This is a genomic window from Pseudomonas sp. CFBP 13719 (assembly GCF_014842095.1).
Lineage (GTDB): Bacteria > Pseudomonadota > Gammaproteobacteria > Pseudomonadales > Pseudomonadaceae > Aquipseudomonas.
The window spans coordinates 943,274-965,345 of sequence record NZ_JACYVB010000002.1 but is presented as its reverse complement, the minus strand read 5'-3'; the positions used below and the strand labels follow the sequence as shown (position 1 = coordinate 965,345).

Below are 22,072 nucleotides of genomic sequence, written 5' to 3'. Positions count from 1 at the left end.
TATCAACCCTGCGGTGCGACAGCATCAACCATGATAGCTTGCAATACTCCACTGCATGAACCAATACATCCCGCCCCCAGCAATCGTGGAGGCAAGGGGTACAACCCACTGCTTGAAGTTTTTGGTTGATGACGAAGCCATTTGCATGGTGAATGCCATGTACAGAGCGGAGACACAGCCAAAAAATACACTGACGGTTGTTTTCGTCCACGCGATGCTGAAGAGGATCATCATCAGGCCAAACATCATCACAAACAAATAGAAACCGACGAAGAAGGCGTGCCAGGCCAGGATGGCATTGCCATAAGCATTGCTGAACCGCAAAGCGAAAGGGCCTTCTCCTTTGGTGGCCATGAAGGCTGGAAGAGCAATGAAGCCATTGATGAACATGACACACACACCGACAAATATGCCGGCTTCAGCATTCACCGACATGGTGACAGCGGTGAACAAGGTGAATACATACAGGGCCAACCACCGCATTTTATAGCTGAAGTCCTCCAGCGCCCAAGCGGAAAAGACCAGAGGGGCGTGAGTGATACAGCCAAAAACGTAATGTACAGGGTGCTGAGCTGTCTTTGTGAACATGGAGGCCTCAGGGTTTATGGGTTTTGGGTAAATTGCTATCTACCGCATTTGTCATACGTGTCAATTTATGCTTAAATCGTCTCAAATGCAACCAAGCAAGGAGTCAAACCATGGCAAGCATCAGCCTCAAAAAGGGCGAAAAGATTTCTCTGGAGAAGGTCGATCCGGGCGTCAAGAACCTGCTGATCGGACTGGGCTGGAAAGAGCGATGTGACACAGGTGAAGATTTTGACCTGGACGCCAGCGTATTCCTGCTCAACGACCAGGGCATGGTGGAAGAGGGTCGAGATTTCATCTTCTACAGCACTCGACATCGCAAATCGCTTTGCGGGTCGGTTCGCCACCTGGGCGACAACAAGAAAGGCGGCACTGGGGCCGACGACTGCGAGCAGATCGAGATTGATTTGCAAACCCTGCCGGCGCGCATCGATAAAGCTGTTGTAACCATCACTATCTACGACTCCAAAAAGCGCAAACAGACCTTTGGCATGGTCGAAAATGCTTACGCTCGTGTCGTCAACCGCGATACCGATCGAGAGATTCTGCGCTTCTCTCTTCAGGAAGAATACAAGCTTGAAGATAGCTTGGTAATGATTGAGGTGTATCGCCACCGCAATGAATGGCGAGTAGGGTCGGTCGGCGCTGGCTACATCAATGGACTGTACGGTCTGGCCAAAAGCTTTGGCTTGGATGTTGATCCAGAGTAAGCCATTGGTTCTGATAAAAAAACCGGCCAAGTGCCGGTTTTTTTGTGAAATTTCAATTATCCAGGTATTGACGTGCTTTTTACTTCGATTTAGTCTTAAATTGCTGCGATCGAAACCGGTGCAGCTCACGTGCCTGATGGACGTGCAACCCAACTATAAAAAGTCGCTCTAGGAGGACTTAACATGCAAACCCGACCTCTCGCCATGCACCTTATCCAGCTGTTCGACTCACTGACCATTCTGGATAAACCTCGCACCCCCAACTACCCCCCAATGGATATCATCAAGACCGGCGACTCTACGGTGGAGATTCACTTGGCTGTCGCAGGATTCGCCCAGGGTGACATCGAGGTGACAACCGAGAAGAGTGTCCTGCGCGTCAAAGGTGTAATTCCTGAAGCTGCAGAGATCAATTATCTCCAGCACGGCATTGCTCGACGCGCTTTTGATCATCGCTTCACCCTGGGAGACAATACCCATGTTGTGGATGCGAAATACCTCAACGGCATGCTCCAGATCAAGCTCGAAACGGTGATCCCCGAAGATCAGAAGCTCAAGACCATCAATATCGGCTAAAATGGTTGCAGGCCAGAAGGGGGGCACTTGAGCCCCCTTTTTCTATGGGAGAGATTTGTGAACAAAACCTATGTGATCTATCACGCCAACTGCCTGGATGGTATGACCGCAGCTGCCGTTGCCTTTATGAAGTTTGGCAACAGCGTCACGTACCTTCCGGGAAAATACCAAGAGTTGGATCTGGACTCCTTTGAGCGTGACGAGCTGATCTTGCTCGACTTCAGCTTTGATGAGCCAACGATCAACAAGCTCATGGCCAAGGGTTGTCAGATCCGTATCATTGACCATCATGAGGAACCCATCAGCAAAATTGCTCACATGCCGCTGACTGAGCTGGTCTACGACGTCAATGAAAGCGGGGCCACCCTGGCGTGGAACTACTTCTTCAAAGGCCATGAATTGCCGAGAATGATTGAGCATGCAAGGGATTACGATTTGTTCCACCGAAAGATGCCTGGCACTGATGCTTTCATCACCTACCTGGAGCAACATCCACTCGACATTCCAACGTTCGTGAAACTCATCAAGGACATGGAAGACCCTGGTCTCTACCAACGTGCACTGGACATTGGTGGCCCGCTGTTCCAATACAAAACGACGCTGATCGAAGGCATTCTAAACGAAGCTCGACCCTGCGTGATTGACGGAGAAAATGGCTGGATTGTGAACGGGCCGTACGCTTTGGCCAGCATGATCGGCAGCATTCAGTCAAACAAGACACAGGCTTACACCCTGATCTGGTCGGAGCGCGCTGACGGAAAGGTCACTCTGTCGTTTAGAGACATTGCTGGTCATACCGCCCAAAGGCTGGCCCAATTGATGGGAGGCAATGGTCATCCGCGAGCTGCTGGAGCCACGATCTCCAAGAAAGCCTTCAATGCCCTTCTGATTGATTCAGAGCGCAAGCTTATCAAGGAAGATGGGTTGACCCCATAATCCTTTCCGAAGGGCCCAGAACAGCTCTCTGCGCCCTCTATTTGGCTCAATCAGGAAATGGGGGCCTTGCCCACCTCTGGAAATATCAGGCGTCAGGCGCCTTATCCTCGACCCAGCTGTTGAACGGGTGCTTGGCAAGGTAAGAGTTATAGAACTCAAGACGTCCCGTTACCTCCTCCCCCAGCCATTCTGGCCTTAAGAAATCCTCTCCTTGAGTCTTGAAGCTGATTTCAGCAACCACCAGGCCTTCGTTTGCGCCATGGAATTCGTCGATCTCCCAGAGATGCTCGCCTGCCGGAATGTAATGCCGTGTCTTGTCGATCATGCCAGGCTCACAAAGATCGAGCATGAAATCTGCTTCTGCCAACGTCAGCTTTTTGTTCAGCTCGGGTCGCTTTTCACCCGATTCGTCACTCAGACCCTTGATGGTCTGAACCGCTCTGCCATCCTGAATGCGTACACGCACGGTTCTGGCCGGATCAGAATTGAGGTAGCCTTGGCAAAGGGTCGAGCTGCTCTCAACCTGGGGTCGCCATCCATCCTTGACCAAAAATTTGCGCTCGATCTCATCGCCAATTGAGTTCTGCTCTGCATACTTCTGGCTGGAATCAGGGGCATTGGCCTTAACCACCGACAGGATCGCATCGGCCAGTGCTTTCAAACCCTGTTGATCATCCACATGGTAATGACCGCACCCCAGTCCCTGGAAGAATTCACGCGGGCTGGGAGAACCACAATGCCCGCCAATACGCACGGTGTTGCCATGGGTGTTGTGTAGCGCGTCTGCTGTATCAGCATCAATGCCAGGGCCTGTCGCTACCCAGTACGACCAGGAGCGTTCAAACTCCCAGCCATGCAGGCTACCGCGAATGGAGGTATTAACCTCACTTTTGCCATTTAGCAAAAATTGCAAGCTGTGAACTTCAATGCCGGCCTGAGTCAATTCCTGCCTCAAGACGCTGTCGATATCAGGGTGATGTCCTGCCATATTTGGGAATGTCACAATTATCTCCTCGGTCAAATGCAGAAGCCCGGCATCAACTCCGGGCTTTTGAAGGCAAAAACAATGGTTAGCTGATCAGTCTCATCAGGTCATCTTCATCAAGCACCGGAATGCCAAGCTTGGCGGCATCCGCAAGCTTTCCACCTCCATCAGCGCCTGCGATCAGGGCAGTGGTTTTTTTGCCAACACTTCCGGATGTCTTCGCGCCTTTGGCTTCAAGCTTGGCCTTCGCTTCACCCCGAGACAGCTGGGTAAGCGTACCAGTCAACACGTATGTATGACCCGCCAGGGAAGTATCCTGCTGAGCAACCTGTGCAATATTCACACCCAAGCTCAGCATGCGCTCCGCCATCTCAAGCACAGGTGATCCAGGCGTAAATGCCTTGACCAGGTAGCCTGCTTTTTTCGGCCCGAAATCTTCCAGGGCCACGAATTCTTCGAAGGTCTTGTTGACGATCTGATCGAAGCTCAGGAATTTCTTTGCCAGAACCTTACCGGTGGTTTCACCCGCCTCACGGATCCCCAGCGACCGCAGAAAGCGCGGCAATTCTGTCTGCTTGGCCTTATCGATCGATGCCAGCAATTTTCTAACGCTGGCATCGGCCATGCCTTCAACCTTGATCAAATCGTCGTAGGTCAAAGCAAAGACGTCCGAGAGGTCTTTCAGAATGCCCAGATCGCAAAGCGTCTTGACTGTGGTTTTACCCAGCCCATCAATGTCCAGCACTTCACGGGATACTGCGTTAATGATCATTTCTTCACGTTGTGCGTCACACGCAATCCCACCCTGGCAGCGACGGTAGGCCAGCTTGACCTCCACCAAGACGCCCTTCTTCCTCACCAGATCGGTGTCATTCAGGATTTCGCTGTTGCATCGCGGGCAGTGAGTAGGCGCCTTAATCGGCTTGGCGCCAGGAATGCGCTTATCAGCCACGGACATCATCACCTGAGGAATCACGTCACCGGCTCGACGGATGATGATCGTGTCGCCTTCGTGCAGATCCAGTCGTTCGACTTCGTCCCAATTGTGCAGCGTTACATTGGAGACGACCACGCCGCCGACCTGCACAGGCTTAACACGCGCAACTGGGGTTGCTGCACCGGTACGACCGATCTGAACGTCGACTTGAATCAGAATGGTATCGACTTCCTCAGCGGGAAACTTCCAGGCAATGGCCCAGCGCGGCACACGACCAACAAAGCCGAGCTCCTGCTGCAACTCGACATCATTGAGCTTGAAAACGATACCGTCGATGTCGTAGTTGAGGGTTGGGCGTCGCTTGAGCAGATCCTCCCAGGCAAGCTTGACGGCGTCAAAGCCCTTGATTACTTGCAGCCCTGGTGTGATAGGCACACCCCAGCTCTGGGCCAAGTTCATCGACTCGATATGAGTTTTGGGGCGAAGGCCATCAGCTGTAACCAGGCTGTATGCGCAGAACTCCAGTGGGCGGCTGGCGGAAACGGCGCTGTCGAGCTGGCGCAACGAACCTGCAGCGGCGTTACGTGGGTTTGCATAGGTCTTGAGTGATTGCTCAATCTGACGAGCATTTAGAGCCTCAAAGCCATCACGGGGCATATACACTTCACCACGAACCTCCACATGGGCTGGGAAGTCGCCGCGTAGCTTCAAGGGAATGTTCTTAACGGTGCGGACAGTGTGAGTTACATCTTCACCGGTTTCGCCATCACCACGTGTTGCACCTCGGATCAGAATGCCGTTCTCGTAAATCAAGGAGATGGCAAGACCGTCATATTTGGGTTCAAAAACGTATTCCAGCTCACTGATGCCCATCTCAGCTTCGATCGCCTTCACAAATTTGTCGAAATCGGCGTCTTCGAAGGCGTTATCCAAGCTCAGCATTCGCACAGCGTGCTTGACCGGCTGCAGGCCACCGACAGCGACATAGCCGCCGACTTTCAGGGTCGGAGAATCTGGGGTCTGCTGGGAGGGGTCGGCAGCTTCAATTGCCTTGAGCTCTTGAAACAGTGCGTTGTATTCGTTGTCGGTGATCGTGGGCTCATCGAGAACGTGATACCGATAATTGGCTTGGTCAATCAGATGGCGTAGTTCGGCGGCGCGGGGGTTGATTGTCATGGTGGGCTCCTTGATATGATGGCAATATATAGGAAATTCATCCTTATGAGAAGCTAGCCATGAATGAACCAGAGAAAACCGCAAAAAAGCTGCTTGTGCTTGATCTGGATGAGTGTCTCCTCTATGCAGAAAAGCGCCCTTTCGAAAATTGGCAATATCTAGTAAAAGACCTCTATGTCACCATCCGACCTGGCGTTGAAGCTATGCTGGACGCTGTGGCGCCCCATTATGACTTCATCGTTTGGAGCAATACGGATCCTGCGTATGTCTATGCCAAGCTTGATGCGTTCTGGCCTCAGCGCCACCCCATTGTGGACGTGTATTCAAGTCTGCAATGCAAATTGAAGGTAGAGGGAGGTTATGGGCTTCCCTTCTACAAAGACTTGAAGAAAATCATCAAGCATCACCCCCAGTACCAGCTCGCTCAGATTATCGCTCTGGATGACAAGCCGGCAGTGTACAAGGATTTTTATGGAAATTTTCTGCTGGCGCACGAGTTTAAAGGTGACCTGAACGATCGCCACCTTGAACGCGTAACCAAATTTTTGGTGCACATCGCTGATGAGCCCAATGTGCGGAAGATAGAAAAGCGCTGGTTCAAGCTTGATCAGCAGAAATGGGGCTTGGACGACCACACTCCTGGCTTGGACTGATTACGGCTGGGGGTCACTGGCGGTCAAAAGGTCGACCTGCCTCTGACACCGTTGAAGATGGCCAACAAGATTCCGTGAAGATTCCACATACTCCAGCAAGCTGGCCTGCTCAAGCGAGTGCGGAATACCTTCAATCAAGGCATTGAGCATCATGGGCAGGTAGACCTTGAGTGTCGCCGTGCCATAAACCAAGTGGCCAGGCCTTGCCAGCTCGTTTCCGCTCACCATTTGTAGCACTTTTACGCTCAAAGTCGGCTCTGAAAAGGCTTTGATAGACTCACGCTCGCGCTCCGCTCCATCATCAGCCTGGGACATAAAAAAACGATCCAAGGCAGATGGTGTTGTTTTGACTGGCTCTGGATACAGCAGAGCTCTAACCTGACGTGTCCCTGATTTGACTGAATCCTTCATGCCCAGCATCCCTCTGGTTTGAGCGAGCATGAAGCTAGCTGCTTCCAGGAATTTATGGGGATGGGTTGCTCCTGCTGGAAAACTATCAACTTGTTCGAGTGAGCTATTCAGGTTTCTGTGCAATTTGTCCATCTGAATGGTGAGCTGCTCCGCATCCCTGAACAAGTCCAAAGCCCCTGGAGAAGACAAAATCTTGTTCGTGAAGCGAAAAAGCACTTCGTCGGCAAGAAAATCGGCACGCACAGATTTGTCGCGCTGATGGTTCCTCAGATCGACGTGTTTGAAGCCGTCTTCAAAGGCCAGAACCAGCATTTGCCACTTAGGCAGCTTGCTGACCTGGCGATAGGTGACGCGCAGTGGATCAGAATCGGAAGATTCGGGATCCAAGCTCGCGGATAAGTGCCCAAGTAGTTGCATCAGAAGAACCTTTTTTCTTAGTCTCCCACTGGACAGCAGGTGAATTCAAGAGCTCTGGGGTTGCGTCATGCGCCATCAATTCTGTGAATGCAATACTGACGGGCTCAGAGGTCATAAGATCCTCTAGCAGCTCATGAGCATAGTGCCAATTATAGTCTGGGTACTCTGCCTCGCCCTTGGCTACATAGCTGGCATAGGCAGCCTTGCGCTCATCGAAAATCGCCTTGCTCGCACGAGCTTTGATCTCGTTTTGGGCAAAATGCGCAGCATCCAGAACATCTGCCAGCTTCATGATGATCTTGGACAACCCATCGGCATCCTCTTTGGCGATTGCGTAAGGCTCACACAGTCGTTCTTCGAGTTTTTCCAGAGGGGACTGGCCAGCTGGAAACAATGACTCCAGGTAGCGCTTAAGAGGCGTTGGAACATCCCCTGTGATGGTTTCACTCATGTCGTGCCACAAGGCCAGTTTGAGGATCTTGAGCTCCTGCTCTGCAGTAGGCTGCTCGACAATGCCAGTAAGCAAGTAAAGCGAGTAGTGGGCCACCAGGCAGGTGTGTTCAGCAATGCTGGGTGCCTTGTAGCTAGGGGTGGTATGCCACCGACGGACGTCAGCAGAGCGAGCAATATTGGCGATCGGAAAGCGAATCATGAGTACCTCACTGTCTATCTATACAGCATAACACACGATACCAAAAAACGGCTTATGGCATGAATCTGAAAACGGGACGGTTTATAGGTAAATTGACAATGCTAGCTGTTTTGAATATATTGCCCGCACCTGCGGAGCTCACCATGAAACCCGAAATATTTCTCAAGACACTCACAGACACCTGGCCCGTGCTCAGCATGATATGGAGCCGGCACGAAGGCCGTGTCTTCTCTGAATCTGACCTGTTTCGGGCGATTCGAGCCAATGCCGGTTTCGACCAGCAGCTACCTGCCACCCTGGCAAATCGGCTTGTTTCAACGGGCGTGCTTACAGAAAACAAACGCGGTGGGCGTGGATTTTTGTTCAACAACCATCTTACCCCCTTCATTCAGTTCATCCTCGAAGAACAGAAGCTCGGGCTGATTGCCGAAATCACCGCCAACACAGATACGTTGCACGCTCACCTCGACCGCATCCGACTTGCACTGCTCGATGGCAAGCGTGGAGACTTCTTTGCCCAATGCTGCGAGATGGAGGATCGCTTCTATGTCCTTCAGCGCCTGGTGGATCAGAACACCAAAGCCATTTACAAACTGGTCGACGATGCAAAGCAGGCTAATCGCAACCTGGGTGTCGCAGAGCGCTACGCCAAGGTAATCAGGGCATGGGACGACTACGTGACCCCCGCACTGCAAATGAAAAGCCCTGGTCAGCCATTCAGCTTGGTGATGAGCCAGGCCACACGCGAATTTCAAAGCTGGCTTGAAGATTACAGCATGAGCGTTCTGTCTTCAGACGATGCCAGGGCTCAGCTAGAGTCAGTGCAATTTCGAATGCTCGACTTCCGTGAGGTTCTGGACAAGTCAGTTGACCTGATGAGCCGCACCCTCGGCCCCTTGGTCAACCAGGCTCGAATCAATACACAGATTAGCCAGGGGGCGGCTCTCGCGTTCAGACATTTGAGCAAGTCGACCCTTTCACCGCAGGTGTCTCAACAGCTCAAACTACCTGGGCGCGTGCGCGCTACTCGCCGCGCCGACCCTCTCACCTTGCTTGAATTTCACGCAAGACTAATGAGCGTCGATCGGCCTGAAGAACAACGCACCGTCAATTTGGATGAGGCTACAGTCAATCGCAAGAGCCGAACACGCTCGACCACTGTGAGTGAGATGGTGCATTGGCTTAAAGCCCAGCGGCCCGTGAATGACACCATGAAGGCCCTGAGAGCCCAGTTTCCATTGGCTGAGGTCGATAATCTCTGCCAGGCCCTGCATGTGATTAGTCATGACGACAACCTACGCAGATTCCTCATGACTTGCGATGAAATGGTTAGCTACGAATTCGAAGAACTGACCATTGTGATGAATCGCCGCTCGTTGACGAGCAAGGCTCAGAAAAAACCAAACCCCTTCTTCGTCGAAGAGATTACGTTCATTCCGCACAAGGCATCCTGACCATGGATATCATGACCGACACTGCAACCAACGAGCTTCAGGATCAAGCGCTGCGCCTGGCGCAGGAAGTGGAGGCGACTGCTGCATGCACCCAGCGGCTTCGAGAACTTTTGCCAAACAGCGCAGAAATCATGGCTCAGCTCAATTCAGGCACCTTCATCAGTTCAAGCGGCCACATCAAGTTGCACAAGGAACTGAATCGCCATGCCAAAGCCTACGGTGACATCCTTGCATTGGGAGGCAACATTCTTGCCCACCATCCTGCGGGCTTTTACTACTTGCAACCCAAAGACGGCCAGGTCATCAATTTGCGGGAGCGGCAGATGGCTGCGGCCATTTTCTGCACGGTGGAATTCATGTCGGATCGTGGATTGCCTGTGGAGTCCATGATCAACAGCGAAGACCCCATCAGCCTGTCGGATATCTCGTCTTTAGTTGACCATCATCGCGAAAGGCTTTCCGAGCTTGGCCTGGGCACTCAGGAGGAGTTCATCGCCAACGGATTGAAAAAGCTCTGTGAAGCCGGGGTCATGCACACACAGCAAAACAGTAAGGGGGAGACTGCCTACTGCTTTGGCATCCCAACCTATTTCTATCTTGATATCGCCAAAAAACTCGCAAAATCAGTGACGCCTGAGGCGGGTGATCACATTGACTATCCTCAAGATACTTTGCCGGTAATCCTGTAGCCATCGTGAATTTAAGAGGGTTCATCGCGCTTCGGTGTTCATCATTTTATCGACATCCATATCGATTGTGGTGATGACGGTGGAGTAGACAACCCTTTCACCTGGAAACGACCCCAGCACTCATACTAATTTGGAGCATATTCATGAAATTTTTCATCTTTTTCACCCTTGGCATTGTTGGTTTCGCACTGGAGCTACCCTATTTGAAGGATGATTTTGGAGGTTTGGAGTCTGATTTTGCCATAATTGTTCTGGCAACTGTAGCGGCAGGGTTCTTCATCGTCTGGGTATTTGACCTGTTTCGCCCAAGCGCTTTCGAAAAAGAGATGGCGGCGCGTACTCGCACTCATAAAGAGGCTGATCGCAAAGCCACAAACTCACGAAATAGAACATCTTCTTCCGGTTCAGATGGCTATTCAGGTTTTGATGGTGGTTCGGACTGTGGTAGTGGCAGCTGCGGGGGTGGTGGTGATGGTGGCGGTGGTGGTGGTGGCGATTAAGCCCTTGCGATAGCCGCATCGAACCATCCACTCCCTTCAATTATCGAGATATCAGTGATTACTATGGATATTCCAGGCAAGAATCTTAGCCCTAAAAACTTCGGCTTGACCCGCTACGCGCTCGTGAACGCAGGTTCACATTCCCTGACTGTGCTCCCATTCTGGGAAACCTTATCTATTGCGGGTGCTAACAATTTGGGAAAAAGCACTATATTGACATCAATGCAATATATCCTTTTCCCGTCCGGGGCGAACAGCCATAATTTTGGTTCTCACGATCCGAAAGAAAGTCGCCAGTTTTACTTCCCGACCACAAGCTCCTATCTTTTGATGGAAGTGATGCTGCCGGCTGGATCTTTCATCCTTGGAGCCTATGGCAAAGGCCCCGGTTCAGGTTTCGACTACGATCTGTTCGTCTGCAAGGGTGGCTTGGACACTGACGACCTTCTGGACAACAACCGAATCCTTTCCTATCGCGAGCTTTTCTCTCGCTGGGGGGAGGCAGGTAGAGAGTTCTTCAATGTGTCCCGCGAAGAAATGCGTCAGCTTCTTTATGGGGAATACACCAAGGTCAAAAATGGTCGCTTTGACGTAACACTTTTTCCGTTGGCCAACAGCACGGACAAGAGATACGGCACTTTCCGCCAAATTTACAAAAACCTTCTGACCCAGACAGTGCTCAAAAGCCGGGATCTAAAAGACCTGTTGCTCAATGTATTTGAGGACAAACTAAGCAACCTCTCAATAAACTTCAGCCAGGTGAGACGCGAGGCTTTTCGGGAATATTCCCTGCAGGCGGGTGAAATCAAAAGCCTAGAAGCGCGCCGGGCAGACATTCTGTCGCTGCACCAGGAAAACGAAGCCAGGATCGAGAAGCGGGATGAGGGTGCCCATCTCACTCGCCAGCTCAAAGTCAATGCAGAACGGGCAGTCGTTGCTTATCCAGCAGCCATTGAGTCGCGCCGGCAGATCCTGGCCCAGGTTCAGACCCGAAAGGACGGGTTAACTGCTACGTACAAAGCTAACAGCCAGTTGATGAATGAACTAAATCGACGCAAGGGGCAGCACGATAGCTTGGCAAATGAACTGGTGGCCCTCAAACAGCGAGTTTCCCTGACGACTCGTGAGCAGGTGCAAGCCAATCGTGACGCTGTACAGCGCGAACTGATGCAACTGGAGTCCAGTCTGAGCCAGTCATCTCGATTCAATGCTGACGTTCTGGCTCGCCAGCTGGAAAATGCCAAGGCCACTTTGGCTCAGCTTCAGCACCAGCTTAAAACCCTGAAGGAAGGTGATGGTCTTGGCCATTCCCTGGGGCTCAGAGATGAAGAGATTGCCGAACTATCCAGGATCCTGAACCCTGGCCTCTTCAGCCTGCCTAAAGTAATGCTCAAAGAGCAGACCCGTGGCAACTTTAAGGCTTTCCTTCTGGCTAATCTGTTACCAGAGAATGGCATCGTTGAGCGTGCAGGGTTCAAGATCAACCTTGAATCTTTGCCTGCGCTGGATTTCGGTCTGGACAAAATACCTGAGCTTGAGCTTCAAATCAGCCTGCAGCAACAAACGGTCGAAGGTATCGAGCAAAACCTTAGAATTGCGCTCGATCAAAAAGGCACTCAAGACAAGATCGTCAAACTCAAAGCCGATTCCCGTCGCTTGAACGGGGCCGTCAGTGATTACGATCGCCTGGAAGACTTGGAGCAGCAGTACATGGAATCCAAGGAGCAGGTCGTTGCCCTGGAGCTTCAAATCGAAGACGTCATGGTTGCGATGGCCGATTATGCTACCCACCTTGAAGCCATCAATAGCGAGGCCTCAACAGCCACCAAAGAACATGAGGAGCTAAACAAGCAACTTCAGGTTATCCGGGATGCCCAGCGCCAGATGACCTTGCGTGCTGACTTCTTCGGTATGTCCAAGGGTGAAAATGACGAGTTCGAGCTAGATTTAAATGAAGTGGATTTTCCCGCTATCGTCGAGCGTTTGCGGGGCCTGGAAATGGGTGTTCGAAGCATTGACTTGAGTATCGCAGCCAGCCAGCAGCGAATTCTCGACGAATTGACTCAGCTTTCCGAGCACTTGGAAGATGGCAGTCTGCCGCGTAAGGCCAAGGAAATGCTCGACGCTTTGCCAGAAAAGCGTCAGTGGCTGTCCCGGCTGAACGATCATGCGGTTATTCAGGTGTCGAGCTGTCTGCATGATCTTTCGAGTAACTTCTTGCAGCTGGAGCACGAAGTCACTCTCTTCAACCGCATGGTCAATGCCCGCAAGGTTTCCAACATCAAGCGATTTAGCATCGAGCTCAAGAGGGATGAGGTAGTCCTTGAGTCGATCGACACCCTTCTCAAGCACCTGTCCAATACCGAGGTTAACACCGCAGACCTTTTTGGCGGGGCTGCTGTGGACTCAGTATCGGATACAGAGCTGCGCCGGGCCCTGGACAGGCTCTCTCGGGTTGTGGAAGACGGTCGTGATGGCAACCTTGAAGTAGCAGACCTTTTCGAGCTTCAGTTCACCATGGTCGACGCCAAGGGCAAGGAAACCGTCAGCGAGAAGCTCGATCAACTCGCAAGCTTTGGCAGCACGATGACTCAAAAGCCTCTTTTGTACATGAATCTATTGCGCCACCTGGCTGACCGCAAGGTACGACATGAAGTCTTCCTGCCCTTCTACATCGATGAGGCGAACTGCATCGACACCAAGAACCAGGAGACCATCATTAGCTACTGCAAAGATCTGGGCTTCACACCCGTTTTTGCTTCGGTTCATCCCACGCTAAGCGCCTCCCTGGGCGTCAACCTCAGCGAGTGTTTGATGGATGACAATCGCATTGTAATAACCGAGAAGGACTGGCAATTCTTCAACCACGAGCAGCCACAGCCTGCTGAAGATCAGCTGGAAATGCTGTCGTGAAAAACCTGACGCGCAGGGACGCGCTCAAATGGCTGCTGACGCTAAGGGATCAACAGGCGATCAAGGTTTCGGAATGGCCTATCGGACTGCGCACGGAGCTTGATGCGCTCAAGCAGTCCAGCATTGTCCGGATCGCTACACCTGTGGGCCGACGATCTCCGCACTTGGTGGTGATCGACATCCCAAAGCTTGAATCGAGGATTGCAAGCTACTCAGGGGATGCTCCATTGAGCGATCTGCCTGTCCGAGCGGCAAGCATCCATGCCCATGGCACTAGCAAAGGCGGCGGGGCCCTTCCCTATCTTCTGATCAACGTCCTTCCAGGCCATACTCGATGGTTGATCAGCGGGCGTCCTGTCAGCTTGCCGACTGAAGATGATGTGTATTCAGGCCTGATCCTCAAAGAAGGACAACCTGGCCCTCAGCCAGAAGGTGATGTGATTCTGGTCGAAAATCGGGAGGCTTGGCTCGGCCTTAGGGCTCGTCTTCCAGAGCGACTGAAAAAAGCCTCAATCATTCACTATGAAGGCTGGCTGTCATCCAGGCTAATCAGTGTGGTGAAAGAATGGGCGAACGCTAGCCTTTGGATCGCTCCGGACTACGACCCAGTAGGTTTCCACAACTACTTCAAGCTTTTGGAGGTTCGTCAGGACGTGCGGATGCTGATACCTCAAGTTACTGACGCAGAATTGGTTCAGTGGGGAAGCCGCGAGCTATGGGCCAAACAGACAGATTATCTGTATAGTGTTCGCCAATGGTGCGCAAACTACCCAGGCCCGGTGGCTTCGTTGTTTGACCGCCTTTCCCGGCTGGGGACTGGCGTTGAGCAAGAGTTCGTCTTGGGTATCTCGCGCCTTGTCTGGGATATGGAAAAGGCAGATCCAAGTTATGACAAACCTGCAGGAGTTGATGCAGCGCATCGATGAGCTCAAGGGAGAAACGCTGACCCTGCCCTTGCCAAGAAGAATGTCGCTTGGGCCAATACTTGAGTACCGCAACCTATTCCTGAGCCAGGCCAACCCCTTTATTCAGTTTTGCTGCGAGCAGAATGACACCCTCGCTCATTTCATTGCGCGTTCTCGTGATAATTCCACCCTTCAAGAATTGCGCTCCCAATTCAAATTCAATGATGGCGCCTTTCGAACCATGTTCCTGGTGAGTCGCCACCAATACAACAACGGCCCAATCTACACCGTTTCCGAAGGGCTCAATTCGCTGCTGGCCGACACAAAGGTTCGAGAAAATATTCCGATTCGCTATTTTGCGCCGCCAATGCGCAACTGCTACATCGAATTTGCTCCAGCCGAAAAGCGCAGTGAAAGCCCCTTCAGAGTAGAGGGCGCAGGCCTTAAGGCCATTCTTGAAGGTTGCTACCTCCAGGAAACCAGCTACGACGCTCTCCCGCCCATGGCTACTGAAGCTCGTGAGCTGCTTGAGCTGGATCCTCATGCCAAGACCCGCGTACTTGAGGTGGGATTCACGGCTTCTCCGATAGGCTTGCCTGGACGATCGAGCCCTGCTCTGCTGGACACCATTGATACCTTGAGTATCTACATCCAGGATGAAGACGAGCCCTTCGGCGAGGTTCTGAGAAGGCATCAGCAGCTCAACGAGCATGCCGACGTCATCGCAAACAATGGGTACAAGGATCTGTTTCAAACCTTGCAGTCCAATACTGAGCAGCTTTCCAAGATATTGTTTTATCTTTCCGTGGAACGCGAAGAGCGCAGGGTTGTAAACGAAGCTGCCGATCTGGAAAAGCGCCTGAAGAGTGTCGCAGACAAGAAAAAACCCAAAATTGAAAAGATGCTGACCAGGGCCTATGATCGCATCATTGTTGGGCCTAAGAGCTACACACCCATCCGCGATCGCATTGAATCCATGAGCCTACCTGCCGGCACGAAATCCCCTCATTACCGTGCGGGCTACTTTGGTATTCGCTGGATGGGCTCAGGTACGGCGAAGCACGCTGAGCTGAGGCGCGTGAAGGAGGCAATCATCAACGAGGAACTGCTCAAGGGCGAGAAACCAGGTGCGCGTGACTATGAAATCCGCTAGCAGCCCTATTCTTGAAATGCGCAGCCACTGATTCAATGTCAACAGCAGGCCCGCTTCGCGGGAAGCTGCGATTTCCCTAAAGGCCGAGGTCGGCCCCAAAGATTGAATCTCTCACTTTGTTGCTGACCAAAGGCACAAGGCATTTCCTCTGACAAAGCTTGTACAACTCATCTGCACAACCTTGGTTTTTAGCATGAGCAATCAGGGTTTTTTCCTCCACGCCACGGATCAAAGCGCCAAACTTCCCAGGGGTGAATCCCTTTAGGGCCATGACCGCTGCAAGCCTCTCGGGATCAGATTGGGGGGTTAGCTCAAGATCATGAACAATGCCTCTGCCATGGGCACTGATCATGAATGCCCGATACCAGTCGGCCCCATCGCGGATAACCTGAAAGGTAAGAGGCAGATATCGCTCATCCTGTCGCCTGCTGTCCAACAGTTCGATCAAAAGCTCGGTGCCTATTTTGGCGGTATGCTCAGGCTGGTACACAACGCCAATCTTGTCGATGCCTTGGGTTGAATCGACAGACCCCAACAGATCCTGGTAATACTGCTTAAACGAAAAAGGCGCCTCCTGAAGCCAGGCTCCAATTCTCTCAGTCATTTCCAAGGGGAGGGAGATACCCTTGTTGTGCCGACTTACATCTGCCAACCAAGTCCTGCGCTCAACGCCCTGCATTCTCTTTGCGACACTGGGGAGCCCAAGAAACCACATGAGCCCTTCAGGATCTGGCTGGCGGAGAATCCTTGCAGCGTAGACATCGATAAGCGATCGCTTGCCACGCATCTGATGACTGAGGTGATCGGGGTCTACGAAGTTTCCAGCCTGATCTCGAATAGGGCTGAACTGCCTCAGTGTAAGATCTGTTTTACGAGGAACACCAGGAGCATAGTTTTTTTCTGCCAGGCTGAAGCACATACGATTTTCGAAGGAGATTCTCAAAAAATCGCAATAAGTACGGGAATTGAACGAGGCTCTGAGCACCAGCAGCCCTAGCTGCACCCTGATTTTGTCAAGATCCCAGCCGAATTGCTCGAAGAAACCAGTAGCATCAAGCTCTTCGGCCAGCAGGGCCACCGACTTGCCATCTCGCAGCAGGTTGAAAGCGGTCAGCCCAGCGCCGGCAATACCGCCCTCATCGATAACACTCCGGTCATTCAACTCATACCGAAGCTTCTCTATGAAATGAGCGTCATAGTTCATTAAAGCCCCAAATCATGCGCAAATACAGTGTCGCGAGAGGCATCGCTCTTGAGCGACCCGAGCACTTCGGTCAAACCAAGCTGATAGGCAAAGATCCGAAGCCTGTCTGTGTTGATCTGCTGGCTGATGGATTTTGAATCAAGGTTCATGATCTTGTTGAGCACCACGGTGGCAGCGCTCTTGTGGCGATCTACAAGAAGCTGCTGGTCAACAACCTCATCCATCCGCTCGGTGAGCTTGGCAAACAACTCGACCCAGTTTTCAGAAGCACCTTTGAGGTTCAAATGCCTTGCGATGCTGTCACGAAGAATATGGTCAAGGGCAGGATCATCGCCGGCTGCAATCTGCGCCTGCTGAAAAGCCTTGCGATTGCAGAATATGTCCAGCATTCGCTCCTTGGTGATGTACTTGCCAAGCGCGGCTGACTCAAGCGTCTCGTAGGGGGCGCTGAGTAGGCAATGCTGCATTTCCGCAACAGCGCCTCTAGCGACCATCTGGCTACACATCGCGTGAGCAACGTGAAATCGATCGTGATTTAGGGAGTGGTTGAGTACAGACTCAATCAGACTGAGCTCAAGCCCTTTGATACCATCATCGCGCATCCACTGTCTGAACTGAATGATGGCAAAATCTTCGGGCATAAACTTCATGACTGCGAAGAATGCGCCTTTTCCAAGGCCGATGTGCCCCTTGATCACGTTTACGAGACGTTTGAGGCATTGGCTGTCGATCGCAGGACACACATCATTCCCATGACGCAAAATGATCTGATTGGTTGCCCTAGCTGCATAGTGATCCCTCTCAATCAGGGACAATACCGTCTCAGATACCCCTGATGAGAGGCCCTGCGAGCTAAACGCAGCCTTCAGGAAACCCGAGGTGATCAGGGCCGGGGTGAACCCTGAAACGATGTCTTCTTTGGTACCCATCGCAATGGCGTGGCGAGTGACGACTTCAAGATGCTGCATAAAATTGGCTTCCGGTTACGTGTGCAGTCGTTACAGACCAAGATCGGCCATGAAAATGTTATCTCGTCCTTGATTAGAGACCTTTTGCATCCAGCCCTTGTAAGGCATCAATGCAGATAAAACGCTGACGTATCCTTCAGACATCTTGCGCTTTGCAAAATCGTCAGCCGTGGTTTCATCGAGCAAGGCCTCCAGAACGCCCTTAAGCTCGTTTACCTGGTCAAGGGTCACCATGCCTGTCCATTGTCGCTCAAACAGCGACGAGGCCTTTTCCAGGGCTTTTAGCGACACCCTGATATCCTTGCCCGTGAAAACCATACCTTCATTCCTGGCCTGGAGTGCAAGCCAAGGCTGATTCAGAATCATGTCGCTGAATTTTTTCTGCTTGAAATTGGCCTTGACCTCTTTCATCCGATCAATGCAGAAGATTTCTACTCCCACACGCTGAGCAAGGTGGATTACCTCGCCTAGCCGACCGGGCTCAACAGACGCCAAACCAGCCTTTATAAGCTTCCAGAATGCAGGTGCCGCCCGAGTGAGGTCTTCATCCTTGAGAAGTTTTTTCTCATTCAAGTCCAGCAACTCCTGAAGAATCTGGGTCTGGCGTTCGTGCTTTCCAAGGCGAGATGGCGCGAATACGTCGTTGAGTACCAGCTTTGGAAGTGGGTCGTCGCCGACAAGCTTGTCGAAGAAATCGAGGTCGTGCTTGTACAGAGCTGTCATTAGCGTATTGGACTTGAAAGGGTGAGGGTACGTCCCTAACCGATAAGGGCCAATCTGCTCAATTATTTCAGAAAGCTCAAGGGCAAACTGGCGATCGTCAAGTGACAGCCATTCATCCCCATAGAGAGAAGTAAGCTCCTCAAGTCTCAGAGAGTATCTGTTCAGGCAGGCGCCTACCCAGGTAAAACCATCTTCGCCCTTGTCTGCAGGCTCTAGGGCAAGCAGGCGGCGAGCAAAAGTGAGGGCGCCCTGGAAGTCGCATACACCCGTGAGGTGATTGAGAATATCCATGCCCTGATAGGACTTCTGGGAAAGAAATCCTTCTGACTCCAGCAAACTTGGGAAAGCCGCCAGGGTAAGGTCGGTGATTTCCATGGAGCGACCGGGCATATTCCCATCGTTCCAGTAGGCGAGCGCAATCAGCTGGTCAAGAATAACGAGATCCACTGTCGAGTGTTGGTTACTCACCATCTGCCCCTGTTGAAGCTGCATTGACCCTGATCAATTCACGAATGACCTCTTGTTTTGAGCGCTTACCATGGGCGATCTTGTCTCGCTCAACCAGTGTCTGAAGCGCCCGATGGTCGGATTCGGTCAAAGGCAAGCCGATCCTGATGGTGCAGGGTTCCGCTTGAAGCCTTGGTCGTCCGCGACCCCTTGGTGATTGGTTGGATTTTTCGCTCATGGCCAGTATCCCGTCCTGCACCAGTGCGCCAGTGGATTATTAGCCCGGCCCCAGTGCTATTGTAGTGTTATCTCCTATTAATTCTGCTGGGTGCGAAATGGGCAAATCAATCAATATGTCGCTCAACAAGGCTGATAAGGCCATTTTAGGGCACTGCTGTGAAATTATGTACCAAGCATCCCTCGGAAATCCGGTTCCTTTTCTCGACTTGATGCGTGAATCCAAAGGGGTGATCACCCAGAACCATAGTCAGACCGACCTTGTAAACGCCATGGGGGCGGTTGCCCTATACATTCGCTCTCAGGTCATGAGCCCTGCTAAACGCAGGGTTGAAGCCGCTGGCCACATCGAGCGTACTAACCTCATCCAGAAGGGGCTTACAAATATCGACGAGATGCAGGCGCATTATCTCAAGGACGCTACCGAGGTGTACATGCGAGCTTGGATGGGACAATACGACACGTTGAACTCCAGCACCTTGACCGGAGGATTCAATTCGCTGAGTAACAATGATGTGTGGGAGAGTGTTTTATCTCTGAGGTTGGACGGGCCGGGGATTCGCAACCCCTTGATTCCGGAACACGTTCGCACTGCCTACAAGCTGAATAATGCTTTGGAAGAGGTGACCAAAGCTTTCAGGAATGAGCGTGTGGCCTCATCCCATGATTTTGAGTAGCAATTTTGCGCCCAAAGCGATAGTCACAAGTGCCACTGAAAGCTTGGAGATGTTCATCAAGTGATAGGCCCGCACGTAAACATTCATGGCCTCTATGGCACTGCGGCGCTGGTCACCCTGAAGGCGGTGGGATATCAGCAGATTGCTTTCAGGCATGATCAAGTTGACCAGACCCCTGCGTTCTAGCTGGTCACAGAGCAGAAGCGCTTCGTAATAGCGTTGTGCAAGAGCCATGGTGCAAGTCCGGGATATAGGTGTGGAGGTGATTATACCCCCGCTTATAATATTGTCAATATGTCAATTTGCACAATAACCGTATAATAGGCACGATCAAATCCAAGCCTTTGCCAGTCAGGCTAGATATAAGGAAATCAAATCATGCATCCCCTTGCACCAAAACTTGGCCCTAATGAAGCCGGCGAGAAGCTGGGCAAAGACGTGCTGTGGGATAACTTTGCCAGAAAAATACAGCATCACCCCAACGTGAAGCGGCATTTGATCACAAAGCAAAAGGGCAAATGCCCTATCTGCTCAAGAGGTGTCGGCGAAGAGGATACCGTACACCACATCTCATATCTCTATCGCTGCCTGTACGAGCATCAGGTAGAGGTCATGGCTTCAACAGGTAAGCGGGCCAAGAAACTTGTGAAGGCCCCGCCCTGCGAAGGCTGCCCGAACCTGGCGAGGTGCGCATCCCTACTGGTGATTGTACATGACAGATGCCACCACCAGATTCATGCGGGATGAGGCCCCGCCCGACAGTTACTCACTGAGCCGGCATGCAATGTAGCCATCGATCGCAGAAATAGCCTCCTCCAGCACCTGGTCATAGGTCTTGGAAGCATCAATAACCTCGAATCGGTCAGGTGTCTCCTGAGCCTGCACCAGGTATTCATTGCGCACCCGATTCAGGAACTCAAGGCCAGTGAGCTCAAATTTATCATCGCACGTGGAGCGGGCACCTGTTCGCTGAAGCCCAATCAGGGGGTCGAGGTCGAAGATCAGCGTGTAGTCCGCATCAACGCCATCACGAGCAATCGAGTCGATGAGTGTGACCAGCTCCAAGGGCATGCCTTGACCCGCATATTGGAACGACCGACTAGATGCTGAAAATCTGTCGACGAGTACAATGCACTGGCGCTCCAGTGCTGGCCTGATCACTTCGGCGACGTTCTGGGCCCTGGCAGCAGCAAACAGCAGCATGCCGGTCAGGTTACTCATTTCAGTGCTTTCAGGGTCTCGGGCGAGCACCCTGATTTTGTTGCCGATGGGTGTTCCACCAGGCTCTGCTGTACAAACCACCTCGTGCCCTTTGGCACGCAAATGTCGAGCGATATCTACAATAGCGCCGGATTTTCCGCCGCCGTTAGCGCCATCCAACACCAGGATAAGACCGATTTTGTTCATTATTCAATTATCACGTAAATAGTTCTAAGGAATGGGAAAGCGGCATTCCACACGTGAAAAAGCCCGCTTAGCGGGCTCGTTCAGGGCGCGAGGATCAAACTGGATCGGCTTGACCAGGGATCTGCACAAGGCTCAACACGCCAGGTTCGCCGTCAAAGTTGCTGGCAGGCGCATCTGATGCAGCATTGGGTACGTCAGCGTCGGCGTCGACGGGCAGAACGGGGTCGACCTGGCTGTCGGAACCAGCATCGCCTTCAACGTCCTGATGGCTATGCTGCACGCCCAGTTCGCTGTGGATGTCGCAGGCACCTTTGTCGATGACCTCGAATGGTACTGCCCGCAATTGCTGCGCCAGTGCTTCCAGTGCGTCGGCCATCGCGGCGTTGCTGTGGCGGTATTGGTCTTTGTAGGCTGCGGTCACTGCAATGCGGATGCCTTCGGAGCGTGCACGCACCATCAGGGTTTCGGTGGAATCCAGGCTGGAGGCCAGGGAATCACGGGAGCAGTCGATCAGTACGATCTCGCTGGCCAGGACGTCGCCGAAGCGAACCTTGAGATCGGCGCCCACAGAGGCTTCGAAATCTTCGATCCAGACAGCCATCTTGTCTTTGACCACAACAGGGTCTTGGGCGACGCTGCGAATGGCTTTGAGGATGTTGTTCAATTGGGTGAAGAGCTGTTGTTGTTGTTTGTTGAGATTCATACTGCCTCCGTATTTTATAATAACGATTATCGCATATATTGACGGAGAAAAAAA

24 protein-coding genes are annotated in these 22,072 nt (G+C 52.1%); 12 read left to right on the top strand and 12 right to left on the bottom strand.

Annotation, left to right across the window (positions count from 1 at the left end):
• Nucleotides 1-24 precede the first annotated feature (24 nt).
• Nucleotides 25-588 carry a hypothetical protein gene (locus IFT57_RS10345; RefSeq protein WP_122531506.1) on the bottom strand — a complete coding sequence of 188 codons (564 nt, stop codon included), beginning with the start codon at nucleotides 586-588 and terminating at the stop codon, nucleotides 25-27.
• A gap of 110 nt (nucleotides 589-698) precedes the next feature.
• Between IFT57_RS10345 and IFT57_RS10340 the strand changes: the two genes are divergently transcribed.
• From IFT57_RS10340 to IFT57_RS10330, 3 genes are all read left to right on the top strand, one after another.
• Nucleotides 699-1,295, top strand: a complete 597-nt coding sequence (locus IFT57_RS10340; RefSeq protein WP_122531507.1) for a TerD family protein — start codon at nucleotides 699-701, stop codon at nucleotides 1,293-1,295.
• A 183-nt stretch (nucleotides 1,296-1,478) separates the two neighbouring features.
• Entirely contained in the window at nucleotides 1,479-1,871 is a 393-nt protein-coding gene (locus IFT57_RS10335) for an Hsp20 family protein (protein WP_122531508.1), read from the top strand.
• A gap of 57 nt (nucleotides 1,872-1,928) precedes the next feature.
• A complete protein-coding gene (locus IFT57_RS10330) occupies nucleotides 1,929-2,807 on the top strand; it encodes a DHHA1 domain-containing protein (RefSeq protein ID WP_122531509.1) in 879 nt (292 codons plus the stop codon).
• Nucleotides 2,808-2,892: 85 nt separating this feature from the next.
• Here IFT57_RS10330 and IFT57_RS26865 read toward each other — a convergent pair whose 3' ends face one another.
• The gene (locus IFT57_RS26865; RefSeq protein ID WP_122531510.1) at nucleotides 2,893-3,810 is read right to left on the bottom strand and encodes a CYTH domain-containing protein; all 918 of its coding nucleotides are present in this window, start codon (nucleotides 3,808-3,810) and stop codon (nucleotides 2,893-2,895) included.
• Between the two features lie 67 nt (nucleotides 3,811-3,877).
• The gene (ligA, locus tag IFT57_RS10320; protein WP_192151289.1) at nucleotides 3,878-5,905 is read right to left on the bottom strand and encodes an NAD-dependent DNA ligase LigA; all 2,028 of its coding nucleotides are present in this window, start codon (nucleotides 5,903-5,905) and stop codon (nucleotides 3,878-3,880) included.
• Nucleotides 5,906-5,964: 59 nt separating this feature from the next.
• Between ligA and IFT57_RS10315 the strand changes: the two genes are divergently transcribed.
• On the top strand, nucleotides 5,965-6,558 hold the full coding sequence (locus IFT57_RS10315) for an HAD family hydrolase (protein ID WP_192151288.1): 594 nt from the start codon (nucleotides 5,965-5,967) through the stop codon (nucleotides 6,556-6,558).
• Here IFT57_RS10315 and IFT57_RS10310 read toward each other — a convergent pair whose 3' ends face one another.
• Together IFT57_RS10310 and IFT57_RS10305 are read right to left on the bottom strand one after the other, a co-directional pair.
• The gene (locus IFT57_RS10310) at nucleotides 6,559-7,386 is read right to left on the bottom strand and encodes a hypothetical protein (protein ID WP_241032739.1); all 828 of its coding nucleotides are present in this window, start codon (nucleotides 7,384-7,386) and stop codon (nucleotides 6,559-6,561) included. It lies immediately after the preceding gene.
• Nucleotides 7,331-8,038: a YfbR-like 5'-deoxynucleotidase gene (locus tag IFT57_RS10305; protein ID WP_122531529.1), complete on the bottom strand. Its 708-nt coding sequence runs from the start codon at nucleotides 8,036-8,038 to the stop codon at nucleotides 7,331-7,333. The genes IFT57_RS10310 and IFT57_RS10305 overlap by 56 nt, the downstream gene beginning before the upstream one ends.
• A 59-nt stretch (nucleotides 8,039-8,097) precedes the next feature.
• On the opposite strand from IFT57_RS10305, the gene IFT57_RS10300 reads away from it, so the two are divergent.
• The 6 genes from IFT57_RS10300 (at nucleotide 8,098) to IFT57_RS10275 (ending at nucleotide 15,652) form a co-directional block, all read left to right on the top strand.
• Nucleotides 8,098-9,492, top strand: a complete 1,395-nt coding sequence (locus IFT57_RS10300; protein WP_244657283.1) for a hypothetical protein — start codon at nucleotides 8,098-8,100, stop codon at nucleotides 9,490-9,492.
• 2 nt (nucleotides 9,493-9,494) lie between these two features.
• Complete coding sequence (locus tag IFT57_RS10295; RefSeq protein WP_192151286.1) at nucleotides 9,495-10,181, top strand: condensin complex protein MksE; 687 nt, start codon at nucleotides 9,495-9,497, stop codon at nucleotides 10,179-10,181.
• 143 nt (nucleotides 10,182-10,324) lie between these two features.
• Complete coding sequence (locus tag IFT57_RS10290; RefSeq protein WP_192151284.1) at nucleotides 10,325-10,681, top strand: hypothetical protein; 357 nt, start codon at nucleotides 10,325-10,327, stop codon at nucleotides 10,679-10,681.
• Between the two features lie 63 nt (nucleotides 10,682-10,744).
• Nucleotides 10,745-13,594 (top strand): ATP-binding protein, encoded by a 2,850-nt coding sequence (locus IFT57_RS10285; RefSeq protein ID WP_122531531.1) that lies wholly within the window; start codon nucleotides 10,745-10,747, stop codon nucleotides 13,592-13,594.
• Nucleotides 13,591-14,520 carry a hypothetical protein gene (locus tag IFT57_RS10280; RefSeq protein WP_122531532.1) on the top strand — a complete coding sequence of 310 codons (930 nt, stop codon included), beginning with the start codon at nucleotides 13,591-13,593 and terminating at the stop codon, nucleotides 14,518-14,520. Before IFT57_RS10285 ends, IFT57_RS10280 begins: the two co-directional genes overlap by 4 nt.
• A complete protein-coding gene (locus IFT57_RS10275) occupies nucleotides 14,504-15,652 on the top strand; it encodes a hypothetical protein (RefSeq protein WP_244657282.1) in 1,149 nt (382 codons plus the stop codon). Before IFT57_RS10280 ends, IFT57_RS10275 begins: the two co-directional genes overlap by 17 nt.
• Nucleotides 15,653-15,728: 76 nt before the next feature.
• Here the strand turns inward: IFT57_RS10275 and IFT57_RS10270 are convergent, their stop codons facing one another.
• Genes IFT57_RS10270 through IFT57_RS10255 form a run of 4 tightly spaced genes read right to left on the bottom strand, consistent with a single transcriptional unit; the run spans nucleotide 15,729 to nucleotide 19,232 of the window.
• A complete protein-coding gene (locus tag IFT57_RS10270) occupies nucleotides 15,729-16,856 on the bottom strand; it encodes a hypothetical protein (protein WP_122531534.1) in 1,128 nt (375 codons plus the stop codon).
• Nucleotides 16,856-17,824: a hypothetical protein gene (locus IFT57_RS10265; RefSeq protein WP_122531535.1), complete on the bottom strand. Its 969-nt coding sequence runs from the start codon at nucleotides 17,822-17,824 to the stop codon at nucleotides 16,856-16,858. Before IFT57_RS10265 ends, IFT57_RS10270 begins: the two co-directional genes overlap by 1 nt.
• Nucleotides 17,825-17,854: 30 nt before the next feature.
• Nucleotides 17,855-19,039 (bottom strand): hypothetical protein, encoded by a 1,185-nt coding sequence (locus tag IFT57_RS10260; protein ID WP_241032740.1) that lies wholly within the window; start codon nucleotides 19,037-19,039, stop codon nucleotides 17,855-17,857.
• The gene (locus tag IFT57_RS10255) at nucleotides 19,008-19,232 is read right to left on the bottom strand and encodes a hypothetical protein (RefSeq protein WP_163020444.1); all 225 of its coding nucleotides are present in this window, start codon (nucleotides 19,230-19,232) and stop codon (nucleotides 19,008-19,010) included. Before IFT57_RS10255 ends, IFT57_RS10260 begins: the two co-directional genes overlap by 32 nt.
• A gap of 97 nt (nucleotides 19,233-19,329) precedes the next feature.
• On the opposite strand from IFT57_RS10255, the gene IFT57_RS10250 reads away from it, so the two are divergent.
• On the top strand, nucleotides 19,330-19,908 hold the full coding sequence (locus IFT57_RS10250) for a hypothetical protein (RefSeq protein ID WP_122531537.1): 579 nt from the start codon (nucleotides 19,330-19,332) through the stop codon (nucleotides 19,906-19,908).
• On the opposite strand, the gene IFT57_RS10245 is transcribed toward IFT57_RS10250, so the two are convergent.
• Nucleotides 19,888-20,142 carry a hypothetical protein gene (locus IFT57_RS10245; RefSeq protein WP_122531538.1) on the bottom strand — a complete coding sequence of 85 codons (255 nt, stop codon included), beginning with the start codon at nucleotides 20,140-20,142 and terminating at the stop codon, nucleotides 19,888-19,890. The two genes, IFT57_RS10250 and IFT57_RS10245, sit on opposite strands and share 21 nt — an antisense overlap.
• Before the next feature lie 144 nt (nucleotides 20,143-20,286).
• Here IFT57_RS10245 and IFT57_RS10240 point away from each other — a divergent pair, with 144 nt between their 5' ends.
• Nucleotides 20,287-20,655, top strand: a complete 369-nt coding sequence (locus IFT57_RS10240; protein WP_122531539.1) for a hypothetical protein — start codon at nucleotides 20,287-20,289, stop codon at nucleotides 20,653-20,655.
• 15 nt (nucleotides 20,656-20,670) lie between these two features.
• Here the strand turns inward: IFT57_RS10240 and tmk are convergent, their stop codons facing one another.
• Together tmk and IFT57_RS10230 are read right to left on the bottom strand one after the other, a co-directional pair.
• Nucleotides 20,671-21,315: a dTMP kinase gene (gene tmk / locus IFT57_RS10235; protein WP_122531540.1), complete on the bottom strand. Its 645-nt coding sequence runs from the start codon at nucleotides 21,313-21,315 to the stop codon at nucleotides 20,671-20,673.
• A 94-nt stretch (nucleotides 21,316-21,409) separates the two neighbouring features.
• Entirely contained in the window at nucleotides 21,410-22,018 is a 609-nt protein-coding gene (locus IFT57_RS10230) for a hypothetical protein (protein ID WP_122531541.1), read from the bottom strand.
• Between the last annotated feature and the right edge of the window lie 54 nt (nucleotides 22,019-22,072).

Coding starts and splice junctions, on each gene's coding strand:
- IFT57_RS10345 (WP_122531506.1), bottom strand. CDS start 588: ATGTTCACAAAGACAGCTCAGCACCCTGTACATTACGTTTTTGGCTGT.
- IFT57_RS10340 (WP_122531507.1), top strand. CDS start 699: ATGGCAAGCATCAGCCTCAAAAAGGGCGAAAAGATTTCTCTGGAGAAG.
- IFT57_RS10335 (WP_122531508.1), top strand. CDS start 1,479: ATGCAAACCCGACCTCTCGCCATGCACCTTATCCAGCTGTTCGACTCA.
- ligA (WP_192151289.1), bottom strand. CDS start 5,905: ATGACAATCAACCCCCGCGCCGCCGAACTACGCCATCTGATTGACCAA.
- IFT57_RS10315 (WP_192151288.1), top strand. CDS start 5,965: ATGAATGAACCAGAGAAAACCGCAAAAAAGCTGCTTGTGCTTGATCTG.
- IFT57_RS10310 (WP_241032739.1), bottom strand. CDS start 7,386: ATGCAACTACTTGGGCACTTATCCGCGAGCTTGGATCCCGAATCTTCC.
- IFT57_RS10305 (WP_122531529.1), bottom strand. CDS start 8,038: ATGATTCGCTTTCCGATCGCCAATATTGCTCGCTCTGCTGACGTCCGT.
- IFT57_RS10300 (WP_244657283.1), top strand. CDS start 8,098: ATGAATCTGAAAACGGGACGGTTTATAGGTAAATTGACAATGCTAGCT.
- IFT57_RS10295 (WP_192151286.1), top strand. CDS start 9,495: ATGGATATCATGACCGACACTGCAACCAACGAGCTTCAGGATCAAGCG.
- IFT57_RS10290 (WP_192151284.1), top strand. CDS start 10,325: ATGAAATTTTTCATCTTTTTCACCCTTGGCATTGTTGGTTTCGCACTG.
- IFT57_RS10285 (WP_122531531.1), top strand. CDS start 10,745: ATGGATATTCCAGGCAAGAATCTTAGCCCTAAAAACTTCGGCTTGACC.
- IFT57_RS10275 (WP_244657282.1), top strand. CDS start 14,504: ATGCAGCGCATCGATGAGCTCAAGGGAGAAACGCTGACCCTGCCCTTG.
- IFT57_RS10270 (WP_122531534.1), bottom strand. CDS start 16,856: ATGAACTATGACGCTCATTTCATAGAGAAGCTTCGGTATGAGTTGAAT.
- IFT57_RS10265 (WP_122531535.1), bottom strand. CDS start 17,824: ATGCAGCATCTTGAAGTCGTCACTCGCCACGCCATTGCGATGGGTACC.
- IFT57_RS10260 (WP_241032740.1), bottom strand. CDS start 19,039: ATGCAGCTTCAACAGGGGCAGATGGTGAGTAACCAACACTCGACAGTG.
- IFT57_RS10255 (WP_163020444.1), bottom strand. CDS start 19,232: ATGAGCGAAAAATCCAACCAATCACCAAGGGGTCGCGGACGACCAAGG.
- IFT57_RS10250 (WP_122531537.1), top strand. CDS start 19,330: ATGGGCAAATCAATCAATATGTCGCTCAACAAGGCTGATAAGGCCATT.
- IFT57_RS10245 (WP_122531538.1), bottom strand. CDS start 20,142: ATGGCTCTTGCACAACGCTATTACGAAGCGCTTCTGCTCTGTGACCAG.
- IFT57_RS10240 (WP_122531539.1), top strand. CDS start 20,287: ATGCATCCCCTTGCACCAAAACTTGGCCCTAATGAAGCCGGCGAGAAG.
- tmk (WP_122531540.1), bottom strand. CDS start 21,315: ATGAACAAAATCGGTCTTATCCTGGTGTTGGATGGCGCTAACGGCGGC.
- IFT57_RS10230 (WP_122531541.1), bottom strand. CDS start 22,018: ATGAATCTCAACAAACAACAACAACAGCTCTTCACCCAATTGAACAAC.